The sequence below is a fragment of the Phocaeicola paurosaccharolyticus JCM 15092 genome (assembly GCF_000613805.1).
In the GTDB taxonomy this organism is placed as follows: domain Bacteria; phylum Bacteroidota; class Bacteroidia; order Bacteroidales; family Bacteroidaceae; genus Phocaeicola; species Phocaeicola paurosaccharolyticus.
Genome location: NZ_BAJR01000001.1, coordinates 225,389 through 241,348 on the forward strand (window position 1 = coordinate 225,389; position 15,960 = coordinate 241,348).

Below are 15,960 nucleotides of genomic sequence, written 5' to 3' on the forward strand. Positions count from 1 at the left end.
ACATTGGCATTTTTTATTTAATATTTATATATTTGGTGATGGACTTTATTATACTAGGTATTATTATTGTAGGGATAGTCAAAGGTTGGATGAGTGGATTTGTAAAGCAGGTTGTTTTAATAGTCGGCCTTATTGCAGGACTTCTCTTTGCAAGAGTGCTTTATGGGATGGTAGCTGAATGGCTGGCTCCTAAACTCGGTTCCTCCGCAACAGTAGCACAGATTTTAGCTTTTATAATTATATGGATAGCTGTTCCGACAGCTCTTTCATTAGCAGCAAATATACTGACAAAAGCTCTTGACTCAATAAATGTAGGATGGCTTAACAGATGGTTAGGTTGCGGCCTTGGTGCTCTGAAGTATATGCTTATTATAGGAGTGGTGATTAATGTAATAGAATATATTGATCCAAAAGGTTATATAATAAGTAAAACAAAAAGAGAGGACTCTACGTTATATTATCCTATGGAGAAATTTGCAGGTATCTTTTTCCCTGCTGCCAAAAACTTATTAACTAAATGATTCAGAAATGCAAACAGAACCCAATAAATTTGTTAAAGAACTGACTCAGGAGAAATACAAGTATGGATTTACTACTGAAGTCAGCACTGATATAATAGAGAAGGGACTTAATGAGGATGTTATCAGACTCATTTCTTCTAAGAAAGGTGAGCCTGAATGGATGTTGGAGTTTCGTCTTAATGCATATCGTCATTGGCTTACAATGACGATGCCTCACTGGGCACATTTGGATATCCCTGAGATTGATTATCAGGCAATTTCATACTATGCCGATCCGACTAAGAAAAAGGAGGGCCCAAAGAGTATGGATGAAGTTGACCCGGAGCTGATAAAGACATTCAATAAGCTGGGAATTCCTCTTCATGAGCAGAGACAACTCAGTGGAATGGCTGTAGATGCCGTAATGGACTCTGTATCAGTAAAGACAACCTTCAAGGAGACTCTTATGGAGAAGGGCATTATATTTTGTTCTTTCAGCGAGGCAGTTAAAGAACATCCTGATTTGGTACAGAAATATTTAGGTTCAGTGGTTGGCTACAGAGATAACTTCTTTGCAGCTCTTAACTCTGCTGTCTTCAGTGACGGATCTTTCGTATATATACCAAAAGGTGTGAGATGCCCTATGGAACTCTCAACCTATTTCCGTATAAATGCTGCCAATACAGGTCAGTTTGAACGCACACTTATTGTAGCAGATGATGATAGTTATGTCTCTTATCTTGAGGGATGTACAGCTCCTCAGCGAGACGAGAATCAGCTTCATGCAGCTATCGTTGAGATTGTGGTACACGACCGAGCAGAGGTTAAATATTCAACTGTTCAGAACTGGTATCCTGGTGATGTTAATGGTAAGGGCGGTATATATAACTTTGTTACTAAACGTGGACACTGTAAGGGTGTTGACAGTAAACTCTCATGGACACAGGTGGAGACAGGATCTGCCATTACATGGAAATATCCAAGTTGTATCCTTAGTGGTGATAACGCTACTGCTGAATTCTACTCTGTAGCTGTGACAAACAACTACCAGCAGGCAGATACAGGAACAAAGATGATTCATCTTGGAAAGAATACCAAGAGTACTATTGTCAGCAAAGGTATCAGTGCCGGAAAGAGCCAGAACTCATACAGAGGCTTGGTACGTGTCTCTTCTAAGGCAGATAATGCACGTAACTATAGCCAATGTGACTCTCTGCTTCTTGGAAGCAACTGCGGTGCTCACACATTTCCATATATGGATATAAACAATGAGACTGCTATTGTAGAACATGAAGCTACTACTAGTAAGATTAGTGAAGATCAGCTATTCTATTGCAACCAGCGAGGTATAAACACTGAGGATGCCATAGGGCTGATAGTAAATGGTTATGCTAAAGAGGTGATAAACAAGCTTCCTATGGAGTTTGCAGTCGAGGCACAGAAGTTGCTCGCTGTATCGCTTGAGGGAAGTGTAGGATAGAATATATAAACATTCAGAATCATGTTACAAATTAGAGATTTGCATGCCAGCATTAATGGCAAAGAGATATTAAAAGGTATTAACCTTGACATAGAGAAAGGAAAAGTTCATGCTATAATGGGACCAAACGGTTCAGGTAAGAGTACACTCTCTGCAGTACTTGTTGGTAACCCGGCTTTCGAGGTTACTAAAGGTACAGTGACTTTCGAAGGTAAGAATCTTCTTGAGATGAGTCCTGAAGAGAGAAGTCATGTTGGACTATTCCTATCATTCCAATACCCGGTTGAGATACCAGGTGTGAGCATGGTTAACTTCATGCGTACAGCTGTAAACGAAAAACGTAAATATCTTGGTCAGGAAGCATTGACAGCAAGTGAGTTTCTGAAACTCATGCGCGAGAAGAGAGCTGTTGTTGAGCTAGATAACAAGTTGGCAAATCGTTCTGTAAACGAAGGTTTCTCAGGAGGTGAAAAGAAGAGAAATGAGATTTTCCAGATGGCAATGCTTGAACCAAAGCTGAGTATCCTCGATGAGACTGACTCAGGTCTTGATATTGATGCCCTACGCATAGTAGCCGAGGGAGTCAACAAGCTTAAGACTCCTGAGACAAGTTGCATAGTAATTACTCACTATCAAAGATTACTTGACTATATCAAACCTGATATTGTTCATGTACTATATAAGGGAAAAATTGTAAAAACAGCCGGTCCTGAACTTGCCCTTGATCTTGAAGAGAGAGGCTATGATTGGATTAAAGCTGAATTGGGAGAATAAATATGGCAGCAGAACAACAATATATTGATATATTTCTTGAGTGCGGATCTGCTATAAATAAACACAGCTCTGAGCTGTTGAATTCCAAGAGAGCAGAAGCATTCGAGAATTTCAAGAAAAATGGATTTCCTACCCGGAAGGTAGAGAAATACAAATATACAGATGCAGATGAACTGTTCGCTCCGGATTATGGACTGAACATTAATCGTCTGGATATACCTGTCAATCCATACAAAGTATTCAAATGTGATGTGCCAAATATGAGCACAGCTCTTTACTTTGTTGTTAACGACAGCTTCTATCCTGTTTCTCAAGCATCTCCTAATATTCCGGAGGGTGTAATCATTGGTAGCTTGAAAGAGTTTTCAGAAAAGCATCCTGAGATTATAGAGAAATATTATGGTAAGATTGCAAAGACAGAAGAGGATTCTATAACTGCACTCAATACAATGATGGCTCAAGATGGATTCCTGCTATATGTACCTAAAGGTGTGGTAGTAGAGAGACCTATACAGCTTGTCAACATTCTCCACTCAAGTGTAGATTTGATGTCAAACAGAAGGGTCCTTGTTATCCTTGAGGAGAATGCACATGCTAAGCTGTTGATATGTGATCATGCTATGGATGATGTAAAGTTCCTGTCTACACAAGTTATAGAGGCATTTATAGGTGATAACTCTTTATTCGATCTTTACGAACTTGAGGAGACACACAACAGGAATGTACGTTTCAGTAATCTATATGTAAGCCAAAGTGCCAACAGCAATGTGCTTCTAAATGGTATGACTTTACATAATGGAGTTACCCGTAACATGACAAATGTATCTCTTGAAGGAAAAGGTGCCGAGATAAAGCTTTGCGGAATGGCCATAGCTGATAAGAGAGAACATATTGATAATAATACATTTATCGATCATAAGGTCAGTGATTGTTCAAGCAATGAGCTATTTAAGTATGTTCTTGATGATGAGGCGGTAGGCGCTTTTGCCGGTAAGGTATTGGTACGCCATGATGCACAGCACACTAACTCGGAACAGACAAACCGTAACCTATGTGCTACTCGTACAGCGAGGATGTACACACAGCCGCAGCTTGAAATTTATGCTGATGATGTGAAATGTTCGCATGGCGCAACGGTTGGACAGCTTGACGAGAATGCACTGTTTTATATGCAGCAGCGTGGTATCTCTCTCAGAGAGGCACGTCTTCTACTGATGTTTGCTTTCGTAAATGAGGTTATAGACAATGTCCGTCTTGATGTATTGAAAGAGAGACTACATGTTCTTGTAGAGAAGAGGTTCCGCGGTGAGTTGAGTAAGTGTGAGGGATGTGCAATTTGTAAATAAAGAGATTATGTACGACGTACTAAAGATAAGAGAAGATTTTCCCATATTAGGTAGAGAGGTTTATGGAAAACCTCTTATCTATCTTGATAATGGTGCCACTACACAAAAACCAAAATGTGTGGTGGAGTCTATAGTTAATGAGTATTATTCTGTAAATGCTAATGTACATAGAGGAGTTCATTTTCTCTCTCAGCAGGCAACAGAACTACATGAAGCATCTCGTGAGACTGTAAGGAAATTCATCAATGCCAAGAGCATAAATGAGATTGTCTTTACACGCGGTACCACAGAGAGTATAAACCTTATAGCTTCTACATTTGCCGACAGCCAGATGAATGAAGGCGATGAGGTTATTGTGTCTGCTATGGAACATCATAGCAACATTGTTCCTTGGCAGCTGCAGGCAGCTAAGAAAGGAATAAAGCTTAGAGTGATACCTATTAGCGATAAGGGTGAAATCCTTATGGATGAGTACAAGAAACTCTTCTCTGAACATACAAAGCTGGTTAGTGTAGTACATGTAAGTAATGTGCTTGGTACTATCAACCCTGTTAAGGAGATTGTTGAAATAGCTCATGCTAATGGAGTGCCTGTACTTATTGACGGTGCACAGAGTGTTCCTCATATGAAGGTAGACATGCAAGAGATAGGTGCCGATTTCTTTGCTTTCAGCGGACATAAGATTTATGGTCCTACCGGTATTGGTGTTCTATATGGAAAAGAGGAGTGGCTAGATAAACTTCCCCCTTATCAGGGTGGAGGAGAGATGATACAGAATGTGTCGTTCGAGAAGACCACTTTTAATGTACTTCCATACAAGTTTGAGGCAGGTACACCAGACTATATTGGTTCCACTGCTTTGGCAAAGGCATTGGACTATGTATCCGAAATAGGCATAGAGAATATATCTGCTTATGAAGATGGATTGACAAAATATGCCATGAAACGCCTTTATGAAATACCTGACATGCGTATATTCGGAGAGGCAGCTCACAAAGGTGGAGTAATCTCTTTTCTTGTAGGTAATATTCATCACCTTGACATGGGAACACTGTTGGACAGACTTGGTATAGCAGTCCGTACCGGTCATCACTGTGCTGAACCTTTGATGAGAAGATTTGGCATTGAGGGAACAGTGAGAGCATCATTAGGTATGTATAATACCAAAGAGGAGATTGATTCTCTTGTTGAAGGCATAGATAGGGTGCGTAAGATGTTCTGAAAATATACAATAACATATAATTAATCCACCTTGAGAATCTCTTTCTCAAGGTGTTTTTTTATATTTGCCTGTAACATTATATCAATAATTATGAAACTATCTAGATTACAGGTTTTAATCTGTTTAATATTCACTATCATGAGTTGTACCGGAAAACAGAAAGAGAATGTAAATTCAAGTTTGAATATGATTGTAGGCACCTATACAGGTACAGGAAGTGAGGGTATCTATATATGCTCTATTGATACTGTCACAGGAAAGTCTATCATATCAGATAGTATAAGACAGGAAAATCCTTCATTTCTAACATTATCTCCTGATAAGAAATTTGTCTATGCAGTAACCGAGAATGAAGATTCTTCAGCAGGCATTACCGCTTACTCATTTGATAAGGGCAAGTTGACAAAACTTAATAGCATAACCGGCTTGGGATCAGCGCCATGTAATATTGCTACTAATGGTAAGGAGGTCTCTACAGCTGAGTATGGTGGCGGGTCAATGACAAGATATGCTTTGAAGAGTGACGGAAGTTTAGGTTCACTTATTCAGCATACTCTGTTCCGTGGAGGCTCAGTAGACAAGAAGGCGCAACTTGCTCCACATATCCACAGCGTGGTTTACAATGAAGATGGTAATCTGTATATATCCGATCTTGGTTCGGACAAGATATATGTCCAAAAAGATAGTATGGTTGTTGATACAATAAATTTTGAACCTAACTTCGGACCACGTCATTTCATTTTCAGTAATGATAATAAGATGATGTATGTCATTGGTGAACTATCAGGAAAAGTGGCAGTGCTTAAAAGAGAAGAAGGAACTTTCAATGCTGTTCAATACATTCTTTCCGACGTTACAGAAGGGGTGAATGGCAAAGGCTCTGCCGATATACACATCTCTACTGATGGCAAATATCTTTATACCTCTAACCGTTTGAAAAATGATGGAATAACAATTTTCTCAATAGCTTCTGACGGCACATTAAAGATGGTAGGATATATCAATACCGGAATCCATCCACGAAACTTTACCATAACTCCGGATGACAAATGGATAATTGTGACATGCCGTGATAGCAACAGCATAGAGTTCTATAAGCGCGACTGCAAGAGTGGAATGCTAACTCCTAAGAAGGAGTTTACAATCAATATTAAAAAGCCTGTATTTGTAACTATTTTTTAGTATATGGTTACCCCGTTAAGATTATCCACACGGCATAAAAGGCAAGGCATAAGTTATATAAAGAGATAAGCTTAGTCGATTTTCACACCTTTTATCAATTTTGTGATATCTTTGTTTAAAAGAAAAATAGATGTTATTACCATACTTAGATATAGAAAAAATAGAAGCCGGCTGCGATGAGGCTGGTCGTGGTTGTCTAGCCGGACCGGTTTATGCAGCAGCAGTAATATTACCTCATGACTTCAAGAATGATGAACTGAATGACTCAAAACAGTTGTCCGAGCATAAACGCTATATGTTGCGTGAAGTGATAGAAAAAGAGGCTCTGGCTTGGGGTGTAGGAGTGGTCACTAATGAAGAGATTGACAAGATAAATATCCTCAATGCCTCATTCCTCGCTATGCATAGGGCTATAGATCAGCTGAAAGTCCGTCCCGAAGCTCTTTTGATAGATGGTAATAGGTTTAAGAAATATCATGAGATACCACACACTACTGTGGTGAAAGGTGATGGCAAATATCTATCTATAGCTGCAGCGTCTGTATTGGCCAAGACATATAGAGATGATTTTATGAATAAAATTGATGAAGAGTATCCTGGGTACTACTGGAAGGGAAATAAGGGCTATCCAACAAAGAAACATCGTGATGGGATACGTCGCCTTGGAGTAACTCCATATCATAGAATGACATTTAATCTTCTAGGAGAAGATCCTCAACTCTCATTGGAATTTTAGTGATAAAGTGCAATACAAAGAAAAAAGAGTAATAATTATCTTCTTCTCAGTCTCTTGTAATATAGATTTGCTTCAGTTAGTCCGAAGTTACGTGGATTTGTAAAGATAATCTTCGCTGCCAAGATTCTATATACGTATCTGTTTGTCTCTTCCACTAAGTCTAAGTCAATTGCATCTGATACTCCCTGTCTAGACAGTTCATAGTTTATTCTTGCCTGCCCTATGTTATAAGATTGCGCTGCAGCAACCCAATCTCCGAACTTACTGTATGCATCTTTCAGGTATCTGCAGGCAGCATATGTAGCTTTGTCAATGTGATAGCGTTCATCTATCCTTCCATCCACACGCAAGCCATACTGTATAGCAGTACCTCTCATAAATTGCCAAAGTCCGGTGGCACCAACCTGTGATCGTGCAAACTGGTCCATGCCACTCTCTATCACCATCAAATATTTAAAGTCATCGGGTACATTGCAACGTTCCAGTATCTCCTCTACTATAGGGAAGAAGTAGTTGGCTCTCTGAATTAATGTAGATGAATATGGAGTTAATGATCTCATCTCTCTCTGAAGTTTTCTCTGTCTTTCACGAGTCGATAGATCTATCTTTTGATTGCAAAATCTTACAATGTTATGCTCAATCAGAGAATCTATCTCAATAACCAATTTTTGGTCTAGAACTCTCTTTTCCTCAGGTAATGGAAGTAAGGGAAGAGGATCCGGATCTTGCGCTCTAGCAATAGTAAAGGCTATGCAATAGAATAAAAGAGTAAATAGATATCTCATTTTAAAGCCTAGTTGTTATAATTGCTGCAAAGGTAGTCATTGTTTTGATATGATGAATATTTATCTGTAATAAAGTAGACTGCAATATATTATGTTAATAATTTCTCTAATTATCACATTTACATATTGCTATTCGTAATTATTAATAATTGGAAGTGAAAAGAAAGAGATAATTTCTCCTTTTTTTGTAACTTTGCGCAATAAATAAAGAAACAATTAAAACAATAAAAATATGGCTAAGAAAGCTCTTTTAATGATTCTTGATGGCTGGGGAATAGGCGATCATGGAAAAGATGATGTAATCTTCAATACTCCGACTCCATATTGGGACTATCTTATAGAGAATTATCCAAATTCTCAGCTTCAGGCTAGTGGAGAAAATGTAGGTTTGCCTGATGGTCAGATGGGTAACTCAGAGGTAGGCCACCTTAATATAGGTGCCGGTCGTGTTGTTTATCAGGATCTTGTTAAGATTAACCGCGCTTGTGCTGATAACAGCATTATGCAGAACCCTGAGATTGTTTCAGCTTTCGATTATGCAAAGAAGAACAATAAGAATATCCATTTCATGGGATTGACATCTAATGGTGGTGTTCATAGTTCACTTGATCACCTGTTCAAGTTGTGTGATATCTCTAAGGAGTATGGTTTGGAAAATACTTTCATCCATTGTTTCATGGATGGTCGTGATACAGACCCTAAGAGCGGTAAAGGCTTTATAGAAGAGGTTGATGCACACTGCAAGAAGAGCGCTGGTAAGATAGCATCAATCATCGGCCGTTACTATGCAATGGACCGTGACAAACGTTGGGAACGTGTGAAAGAGGGTTACGAACTTTTGGTAAATGGTGTAGGAAAGAAAGCTGATAATATGGTTCAGGCTATGCAGGAGTCATATGATGAGGGTGTTACTGATGAGTTTATCAAACCTATCGTTAATGCTGCTTTCGACGGAACTATTAAAGAGGGTGATGTAGTTATCTTCTTCAACTACCGTAATGACCGTGCAAAAGAACTTACTGTAGTTCTTACTCAGGAAGACAAACCAGATTTCGGAATGCATATTGTTCCTAATCTTCAGTTCTACTGCATGACTCCATACGATGCTTCATTCAAGGGAGTTCATATCATCTTCAATAAGGAGAACGTACAGAATACACTTGGTGAGTATCTTGCAAACCAGAAAAAGACTCAGCTTCATATAGCAGAGACAGAGAAATATGCTCACGTAACATTCTTCTTCAATGGTGGCCGTGAGACTCCATTCGAAGGTGAGGAACGTATACTTGTTGCTTCTCCAAAAGTAGCTACTTACGACCTTAAACCGGAGATGAGTGCTTATGAGGTTAAAGAGAAACTTGTAGATGCAATCAACTCAGAGAAGTTTGACTTTATTGTAGTAAACTTCGCTAATGGTGATATGGTTGGTCATACTGGTATATACAGTGCTATCGAGAAGGCAGTTAAGGCTGTTGATGAGTGCGTGAAAGATACTGTTGAGGCTGCTAAGAAGAATGATTATGAGGTAATCATCATAGCTGACCACGGTAATGCTGATCATGCTCTTAATGCTGATGGTACTCCTAATACTGCTCACTCTCTTAATCCTGTTCCATGTGTTTACGTAACAGAGAACAAGGATGCAAAGGTTGTAAATGGTATTCTTGCTGATGTAGCTCCTACATTGCTTACCATCATGGGACTTGAAGTTCCTAAAGATATGACTGGTAATGTACTTATTAAGTAATATCAAATTATGATATATTGAGATGGGAACTTTATAAGTTCCCATCTTTTTTTGTCTTTATCTGTTCTGTTTTATTATCCTAAGCTTTAGGATAATAAAATATAAGCTTAGGATATTAATCCTAAGCCTTAGGACAAAGAAAATTTCTTTTTTATTGATAAAACAGTCGTCAGAGAGTTAAATTTTGAGTCGTTCTCTTCAGGATAATTATAGACAATTGTCTTTTCATTCAGATATGATAACCTACTTTTTTGTACTTTTGCCGACATAATAAAGAGCGCAGTTATGATTCAGATAGATGATGTAGTTATTTCACTTGATGTCTTCAGAGAAAAATTTCTTTGTAATCTTGATGCATGCAAAGGAGAGTGTTGTATAGAGGGTGATGCAGGAGCTCCTGTAGAGATGGATGAAGTCGAGAAACTTGAAGAGGTTCTTCCTGTAATTTGGGATGATCTATCGGAGCAAGCCAAAGAGGTTATCGATAAGCAGGGTGTGGTCTACACAGACAGGATGGTGATCTTGTAACATCTATTGTAAACAACAAGGACTGCGTATTTACTTACTATGATGAGAAAGGTTACTGCTTCTGTGCAATTGAAAAGGCTTACCGTTCCGGAAAGACAAAGTTTTATAAACCTATATCATGTCACCTTTATCCTATACGTATAGGTAATTATGGGCCATACAAAGCTGTAAACTATCACAGATGGGACGTATGCAAGGCAGCAGAGTTACTCGGACAGAAAGAGAATCTCCCTGTATACAAATTCCTTAAGGAGCCTCTGGTAAGAAAATTCGGTGAGGAGTGGTACAAAGAGATGGAGATAGCTGCTGAGGAACTGAAAAACCGTGGGCTAATTTAATAACCATATATAAAATCAGAGCCCGGAACAAGGAGTTTTATCTCTATGTTCCGGGCTCTTTACTTGACTCGTTTTTCTCTCTCTTAATGATTTATATTATTATAGTCGTGTATATACTATGTATCCATTGCCTGGAACACTCAAAGTACTAGGCACATTCTCATTAACTCCCTTCATATAGTTATACCACTCTCCGCTAACTGATGGGAATGTGATGTTTACACTATTCTCTGTGAAGTTTCCAACGACTACTATCTCTTTCCCAAAGGTGCTCTTTATCACTAATGAGCGACCGTTATTCCAGTCAGAAACTCCAACATGCATCTCTACTATAGCTGATGCCGAGAAGAGTTCAGGGTAGTCGTTTCTTAACTTAAGCAGTTTGGCATATGTATCATGCAGGTTCTTTCTTGATGTAACATCTAGATAGTCCCACTTCACAGGTTTAGGGTCTGTTCTATAGTTTTCACTCTCAGATGTGCCACTCTCATTGCTGTTGATACTATAGTCATAGCCCAACTCTCCAAACTCCCAAATCATCTTTGGTCCTGGAACAGTAAGGAAGAAAGCAGTATTAGCACATAACTGGTTCATAGATACATCGAGTGAGTTCTTGATATATGTTGCTCCCCATTTTTTCTGCTTATATGCCATTCTCTCTTCATCATGACTCTCCATATAGCCTACCCAGTATGGATCTTTCTGATATAGCCACTCAAAGCTGCTGTTCTCACTGTAACCCATTGCACTCTGACAGAAGGCATTGTTTGTATTCCTCCACATATGCATTTTAAGGCTTGCCAATTCATTTTCCTCTTTGGTATCACAAAAATGTTCAAGGATTACGAAAGCGTTCGGATTAGCTGCTTTAATTGCGCTATTGTAATCGCTAATGATATTTACTCTTGAAGCATCATAATTTTGGGCAGTCTCTGTTGTTGAGGCTGTCTGAGTCAATCCTTTTGAGAGGTCGAAACGGAAACCATCTATCTTGAACTCGTCAATAAGGAACTTAAGGTTACGTTTGAAAAACTTACGTACCAACGGACTGTCATGATTAAAGTCATGGAACACACTGTATGGATGTGGTGCAGTCACGTTGAAATACGGATTGTTATCAGCAGTAAGGTTGTTGTTGCTATCCCAATATAATTTTGCGAAAGGCATATTTCCGGTAGCATGATTGTAAACTATATCCAGAATAACAGCAATATCCTGTTTATGACATTCATCGATAAATGTACGGAACATTGCCTTTGTACCATAAGCCTTGTCGAGAGCAAAGTAGAAACATGGATTATATCCCCAGCTGTTGTTACCATCGAACTCCTGTACAGGCATAAGCTCTATAGCATTTATTCCAAGTGACTTAAGGTAGCTCAGCTTGTCGATCACAGCAGAAATATTTCTTGCTGTTGTGAAATCGCGAATGTTGAGTTCGTAAATAACCAGTTTGTCAGGGTTGTTGATCTTGAAATTATTTACAGACCATGTAAAGCTCTCTTTATTAATCTTGAATGTTGATGCAATGCCTTTTGCTCCTTCAGGGTAAGTCTTATTCTGATTGTAGGTAGCATCATTTATATATTTGTCATTGTCAGGGTCAAGGATCTTCTCTGAATATGCGTCGGCAAGTCGTACAGTATTTCCATCTTTTGTTCCAAGATAATATTGGAAAGCGTACTCTTTCTGGCTATCAAGACCTGTCAGTGTTATCCACCAGCATCCTGCATTTTCATCTCTGTTCATCTGTGACTTGCTGTCATTGGCGAGAGTCCAATTATTGAAATCTCCGACAACGTGAGCAAAGTCTTTATGATTGCCGTTCTTGTCTTTATCGTATAGAACAAGAGTTACTGTAGAGTTGTCGACAATGTTTATACCCTCAATAACACCGGTTGGCAGGGGAGCATTCTTTATAGCAGCAGGTACAAAACTTTTATATTTTGAGTCGGTGACATTGATGAAGTACTCGTTTGTCAGTCCTTTCTTTGTTCCATCTTGACTTCTTACTACTATACCTATCTTGTTAACAGGTGTGACTCCTGAGTTGAACCAATTTCTTATTGATGATGATAGAGTTAGCGACCAGATATTATCTTGACTTTTTACCATCTTACACTTCTCTATGTTCTGGTCCCAAGCGGCAGGTACATATTCCCACGTACCTTCATTTACAATGCCAATATGTGCATAAACATCTCCTGTGTAGTTATATAGCTGACTTGTTTGATCAGCTTTGAAGGTTATGGTTAGTGGTTTGTCGGCATCAGCAACTTCAAGATCAGTACTTATACCATTCTTGATTATCGGCTTTACAACATATGGCTCATCATTGTTACTTGAGGAGCAACTGCTGAAAAGAGGAATCAGAATCATCAGATTCCATAGGAAATATAGATTTTTCTTTGTTATCATAAAATGATTAATTATAAAAGAGGCCATAACAAGATATTGTCAATCTTGAAATGACCTCTTTACTATTCATTCATCAGTTATTTCTTTTGAGCTGTCTTAAGCGGCATGATTATATATTCACCGGTAAGGTCATTGAACTCAATGAAATATTCTCCGCCTTTTTCAATAGATATATTTCCACTACCACCGCTATTTTCTGCTTTGCCGAATGGAATTTCACCGGTTCCCCAGTTACCACCACCTTTACTTGCATCATCCCAGGAGTCGTTGGCACGGAACTTCATAGCTTTACCACCGATAAGTTCAACCTTCTTGAGAACCATAAGTGTTCCTGTCCTGCAACAAGTTCCATAGGAGTTGAAGCGCCCCATCCAGCAGGAGTAGCATCACCAATGATACCTACAGTGTTGAACTTGGTTGCTCCAGATGCGTCGTATGGAGTACAAGTGTACTTGTTTGTAGTGAAGTCTACAGCAAATGTATAGTATCCTGCAGCAGCAAATATGTAGTTACCACCCTCGTTCTTAGTGTTGAAGTCACCTGAAGCTCCTGAACTTGCAAAAGCACCGGCTGTATTCCAGTCACCCGGCATAGTGATAAGTTTGATTTCATTAGCCTGGAAATATCCTGTGTACGAATATATCTTCTCCTTCATATTATTGTTTGTTGAGAAGAATGGCTGAAGGTCAGCACCGATGTTTGCAGGGTCATTTCCCCAACCTACAAGAGCAGCACCTACAATGTAGTAAGCAGCTTTCATTGGAGTCTCAGCAATATAAGGAGTGAAAGTAACATCTTGTATGTTTGAATACAACACCTTCTGTACAGGAGCGTTGAAATCAATTGATGTGATTTGAGTCATAAGTCGCATGCTAAGTGTCACAGGTTTCATCTTTAATGTATAGTTCATACCTGCACTGTTAAGCATTTTAGCAGTAAGGATAAGCTGATTTGTAGATGAACTTCCAATTTCTATAGGTTTGCTGAAGTCGCCTCCGGCTGTATCTGCCTGTAGAACATATTTCACAGGAGCACTATAGCCATAGTCTGCTTTGTCCCATAGAACATAACCAAGGTTACTGTTCATATCGGTATTTTCAGTAAAGATCTCATTTTCCGGCAATATTGCTTTCAGAACAGGAGAAACAAAGCTCTCTTCTGGCGCAATAATAAGATCTGGATCATCGCTACAACTCATAAGACCTGATAAGGTGAGCAATGAGAATAGGAGTATATTAATTTTTTTCATATTATATCATTTTAAAGTTCAGAGATTAATAACCTGGATTCTGTGTTAAATTAGAGTTTGAACCAACTTCATCTGCAGGAAGAGGGAATATGTTAAAGAAGCTCTCTACAGAGCGACCAGCTTGTGTGTTACCTTTCCATGTCCATATGTAGTTATCTCCTGTAAACTTATTGTATCTTACAAGGTCAGTACGACGTTGAGCCTCGAAGAAGAACTCACGACCCTTTTCATCAAGTAAGAAGTCAAGTGTAAGATCATCTGCAGTAATAGCTGATGAGCTATCATTATTGTAAGCTCTCAATCTAAGATCATTGATATATTGAACAGCCTGAGCTTTAGAACCTCCGGTACCACCACGAAGTACAGCTTCTGCATAAGTAAGGTATACTTCACCAAGACGGAATAGAGGGAAGTCTACCCATACAAGATTTGAAGCAGGATTTGTACCATCGCTGTTCTTATTTACATACTTAACTATAGGAGTACCATTACCTGGGTATATAGATGGGTTTACAATTTCCTGATTCTCAGTCTTGTCTGTTCTTACCATGCTCATACGGCTGTCTTTATCAGAATTAGCCTCTTTCTTGAATGTATTAACAAGAGATATCTTAGCTCTGTTACCTTGCCATGCATCCTGTGCATTGATCTCACCCTTCATAGAAGATGGAACTGTTGAGCAGATAAGGAATGTCATACCACCCCAAGTTTGGTTATCTGCACCTTCATATCTGATAGGGAAGATAATCTCCTTAGATTTGTAGTTATCAGCTTTGAACAGGTTAGCATAAACAGGCTCAAGTTTGAATCCTGCATTGATGACCTTATTACAATATGTGATAGCTTCTGTATACTTAGGAGCCTTGATGTAAACCTCTGCATTAAGATATAGCCTTGATAGTAGAGTCCAAACAGCAGCCTTAGTGGCGCGTCCATACTCTGTTGTGCTAAAGCCTACAGTTGGATTTAGCATATCGCTCTCTATGGCAAGAAGTTCACTCTCTATGTAGTTGAATATGTTCTGTGCACTCTCCTGTGATGGATATGAACCGATAGCGCTCTCTTCGTTTACGAATGGAACATTTCTGAACATATCAAGAAGATAGTAGTATGCAAGTGCACGATGGAAACGTGCTTCTGCTCTATACTGTTTGATGATAGCTTTATCGCTGTCGCTTACATTACGACTAGCCAACTCTCCATCTGTAGTCTGACGAAGGAATGCATTTGACAACTGTACCTGATACAGAAATCTGTAGTAAAGACCTTTTATGAATACATTACCTGAGCTCCATGTCATTGTGTTCAAGTCGTTCACGCCGGCATCACCCCAGCAGCAATGTGCCTCATCAGAAGTAAGTTCCTGAAGATTCCAAAGTCCTCTAAGGAAAGATGCTTGGCTACCGCCGTCAACACCTGCTATATCCTGATCTCCTTCACCTCCGCTGTTACCTCCGATAGCAAGACCTGAGTAGATCTTAGCCAAAGAGCTTGTATATACATCGAGGTTTTCAGAAAAGACCTTATCACTTGTAGTCTCTGTACTTGCCAATGGAACTGTGTCCAAATCATTCACACAAGAGGTTACAGAGAATAGCAACCCTGCCCCGAAAGCAGATGATAATATTATTTTTTTATATGTTTTCATGATACTG

Annotated in this window: 13 protein-coding genes and 1 pseudogene; 9 read left to right on the top strand and 5 right to left on the bottom strand. The window is 39.1% G+C overall.

Features of this window, described 5'->3' with window-relative positions; all coding sequences use genetic code 11:
- Positions 1–38: 38 nt before the first annotated feature.
- From JCM15092_RS00910 to rnhB, 7 genes are all read left to right on the top strand, one after another.
- The gene (locus JCM15092_RS00910; RefSeq protein WP_034541387.1) at positions 39–521 is read left to right on the top strand and encodes a CvpA family protein; all 483 of its coding nucleotides are present in this window, start codon (positions 39–41) and stop codon (positions 519–521) included.
- A 7-nt stretch (positions 522–528) separates the two neighbouring features.
- Positions 529–1,980, top strand: coding sequence for a Fe-S cluster assembly protein SufB (gene sufB / locus JCM15092_RS00915; protein ID WP_024993009.1), 1,452 nt, complete (start codon positions 529–531; stop codon positions 1,978–1,980).
- 21 nt (positions 1,981–2,001) lie between these two features.
- Positions 2,002–2,754, top strand: coding sequence for a Fe-S cluster assembly ATPase SufC (gene sufC / locus JCM15092_RS00920; protein ID WP_024993010.1), 753 nt, complete (start codon positions 2,002–2,004; stop codon positions 2,752–2,754).
- Between the two features lie 2 nt (positions 2,755–2,756).
- Complete coding sequence (sufD, locus tag JCM15092_RS00925; RefSeq protein WP_024993011.1) at positions 2,757–4,100, top strand: Fe-S cluster assembly protein SufD; 1,344 nt, start codon at positions 2,757–2,759, stop codon at positions 4,098–4,100.
- 7 nt (positions 4,101–4,107) lie between these two features.
- On the top strand, positions 4,108–5,322 hold the full coding sequence (locus JCM15092_RS00930; RefSeq protein WP_024993012.1) for an aminotransferase class V-fold PLP-dependent enzyme: 1,215 nt from the start codon (positions 4,108–4,110) through the stop codon (positions 5,320–5,322).
- A gap of 138 nt (positions 5,323–5,460) precedes the next feature.
- Entirely contained in the window at positions 5,461–6,504 is a 1,044-nt protein-coding gene (locus tag JCM15092_RS00935; RefSeq protein ID WP_051532445.1) for a lactonase family protein, read from the top strand.
- A gap of 130 nt (positions 6,505–6,634) precedes the next feature.
- Positions 6,635–7,240 carry a ribonuclease HII gene (gene rnhB / locus JCM15092_RS00940; RefSeq protein ID WP_024993014.1) on the top strand — a complete coding sequence of 202 codons (606 nt, stop codon included), beginning with the start codon at positions 6,635–6,637 and terminating at the stop codon, positions 7,238–7,240.
- Positions 7,241–7,275: 35 nt separating this feature from the next.
- Here rnhB and JCM15092_RS00945 read toward each other — a convergent pair whose 3' ends face one another.
- On the bottom strand, positions 7,276–8,025 hold the full coding sequence (locus tag JCM15092_RS00945; RefSeq protein ID WP_024993015.1) for a lytic transglycosylase domain-containing protein: 750 nt from the start codon (positions 8,023–8,025) through the stop codon (positions 7,276–7,278).
- A gap of 232 nt (positions 8,026–8,257) precedes the next feature.
- Here JCM15092_RS00945 and gpmI point away from each other — a divergent pair, with 232 nt between their 5' ends.
- The gene (gene gpmI, locus JCM15092_RS00950) at positions 8,258–9,772 is read left to right on the top strand and encodes a 2,3-bisphosphoglycerate-independent phosphoglycerate mutase (RefSeq protein WP_024993016.1); all 1,515 of its coding nucleotides are present in this window, start codon (positions 8,258–8,260) and stop codon (positions 9,770–9,772) included.
- Between the two features lie 285 nt (positions 9,773–10,057).
- Positions 10,058–10,638 (top strand): annotated as a pseudogene (locus JCM15092_RS14525) (DUF3109 family protein).
- A gap of 99 nt (positions 10,639–10,737) precedes the next feature.
- Here the strand turns inward: JCM15092_RS14525 and JCM15092_RS14530 are convergent.
- From JCM15092_RS14530 to JCM15092_RS00975, 4 genes are all read right to left on the bottom strand, one after another.
- The gene (locus JCM15092_RS14530) at positions 10,738–13,056 is read right to left on the bottom strand and encodes an alpha-amylase family glycosyl hydrolase (RefSeq protein WP_034541390.1); all 2,319 of its coding nucleotides are present in this window, start codon (positions 13,054–13,056) and stop codon (positions 10,738–10,740) included.
- A gap of 77 nt (positions 13,057–13,133) precedes the next feature.
- Positions 13,134–13,379, bottom strand: coding sequence for a cadherin repeat domain-containing protein (locus tag JCM15092_RS00965; protein WP_024993017.1), 246 nt, complete (start codon positions 13,377–13,379; stop codon positions 13,134–13,136).
- Positions 13,337–14,305 (bottom strand): SusE domain-containing protein, encoded by a 969-nt coding sequence (locus JCM15092_RS00970; protein WP_084488391.1) that lies wholly within the window; start codon positions 14,303–14,305, stop codon positions 13,337–13,339. Before JCM15092_RS00970 ends, JCM15092_RS00965 begins: the two co-directional genes overlap by 43 nt.
- A 25-nt stretch (positions 14,306–14,330) precedes the next feature.
- Complete coding sequence (locus JCM15092_RS00975) at positions 14,331–15,953, bottom strand: RagB/SusD family nutrient uptake outer membrane protein (protein ID WP_024993019.1); 1,623 nt, start codon at positions 15,951–15,953, stop codon at positions 14,331–14,333.
- Positions 15,954–15,960 lie beyond the last annotated feature (7 nt).

Coding starts and splice junctions, on each gene's coding strand:
- sufD (WP_024993011.1), top strand. CDS start 2,757: ATGGCAGCAGAACAACAATATATTGATATATTTCTTGAGTGCGGATCT.
- JCM15092_RS14530 (WP_034541390.1), bottom strand. CDS start 13,056: ATGATAACAAAGAAAAATCTATATTTCCTATGGAATCTGATGATTCTG.
- JCM15092_RS00930 (WP_024993012.1), top strand. CDS start 4,108: ATGTACGACGTACTAAAGATAAGAGAAGATTTTCCCATATTAGGTAGA.
- JCM15092_RS00965 (WP_024993017.1), bottom strand. CDS start 13,379: ATGGTTCTCAAGAAGGTTGAACTTATCGGTGGTAAAGCTATGAAGTTC.
- gpmI (WP_024993016.1), top strand. CDS start 8,258: ATGGCTAAGAAAGCTCTTTTAATGATTCTTGATGGCTGGGGAATAGGC.
- JCM15092_RS00970 (WP_084488391.1), bottom strand. CDS start 14,305: ATGAAAAAAATTAATATACTCCTATTCTCATTGCTCACCTTATCAGGT.
- rnhB (WP_024993014.1), top strand. CDS start 6,635: ATGTTATTACCATACTTAGATATAGAAAAAATAGAAGCCGGCTGCGAT.
- JCM15092_RS00975 (WP_024993019.1), bottom strand. CDS start 15,953: ATGAAAACATATAAAAAAATAATATTATCATCTGCTTTCGGGGCAGGG.
- JCM15092_RS00935 (WP_051532445.1), top strand. CDS start 5,461: ATGAGTTGTACCGGAAAACAGAAAGAGAATGTAAATTCAAGTTTGAAT.
- sufB (WP_024993009.1), top strand. CDS start 529: ATGCAAACAGAACCCAATAAATTTGTTAAAGAACTGACTCAGGAGAAA.
- sufC (WP_024993010.1), top strand. CDS start 2,002: ATGTTACAAATTAGAGATTTGCATGCCAGCATTAATGGCAAAGAGATA.
- JCM15092_RS00910 (WP_034541387.1), top strand. CDS start 39: ATGGACTTTATTATACTAGGTATTATTATTGTAGGGATAGTCAAAGGT.
- JCM15092_RS00945 (WP_024993015.1), bottom strand. CDS start 8,025: ATGAGATATCTATTTACTCTTTTATTCTATTGCATAGCCTTTACTATT.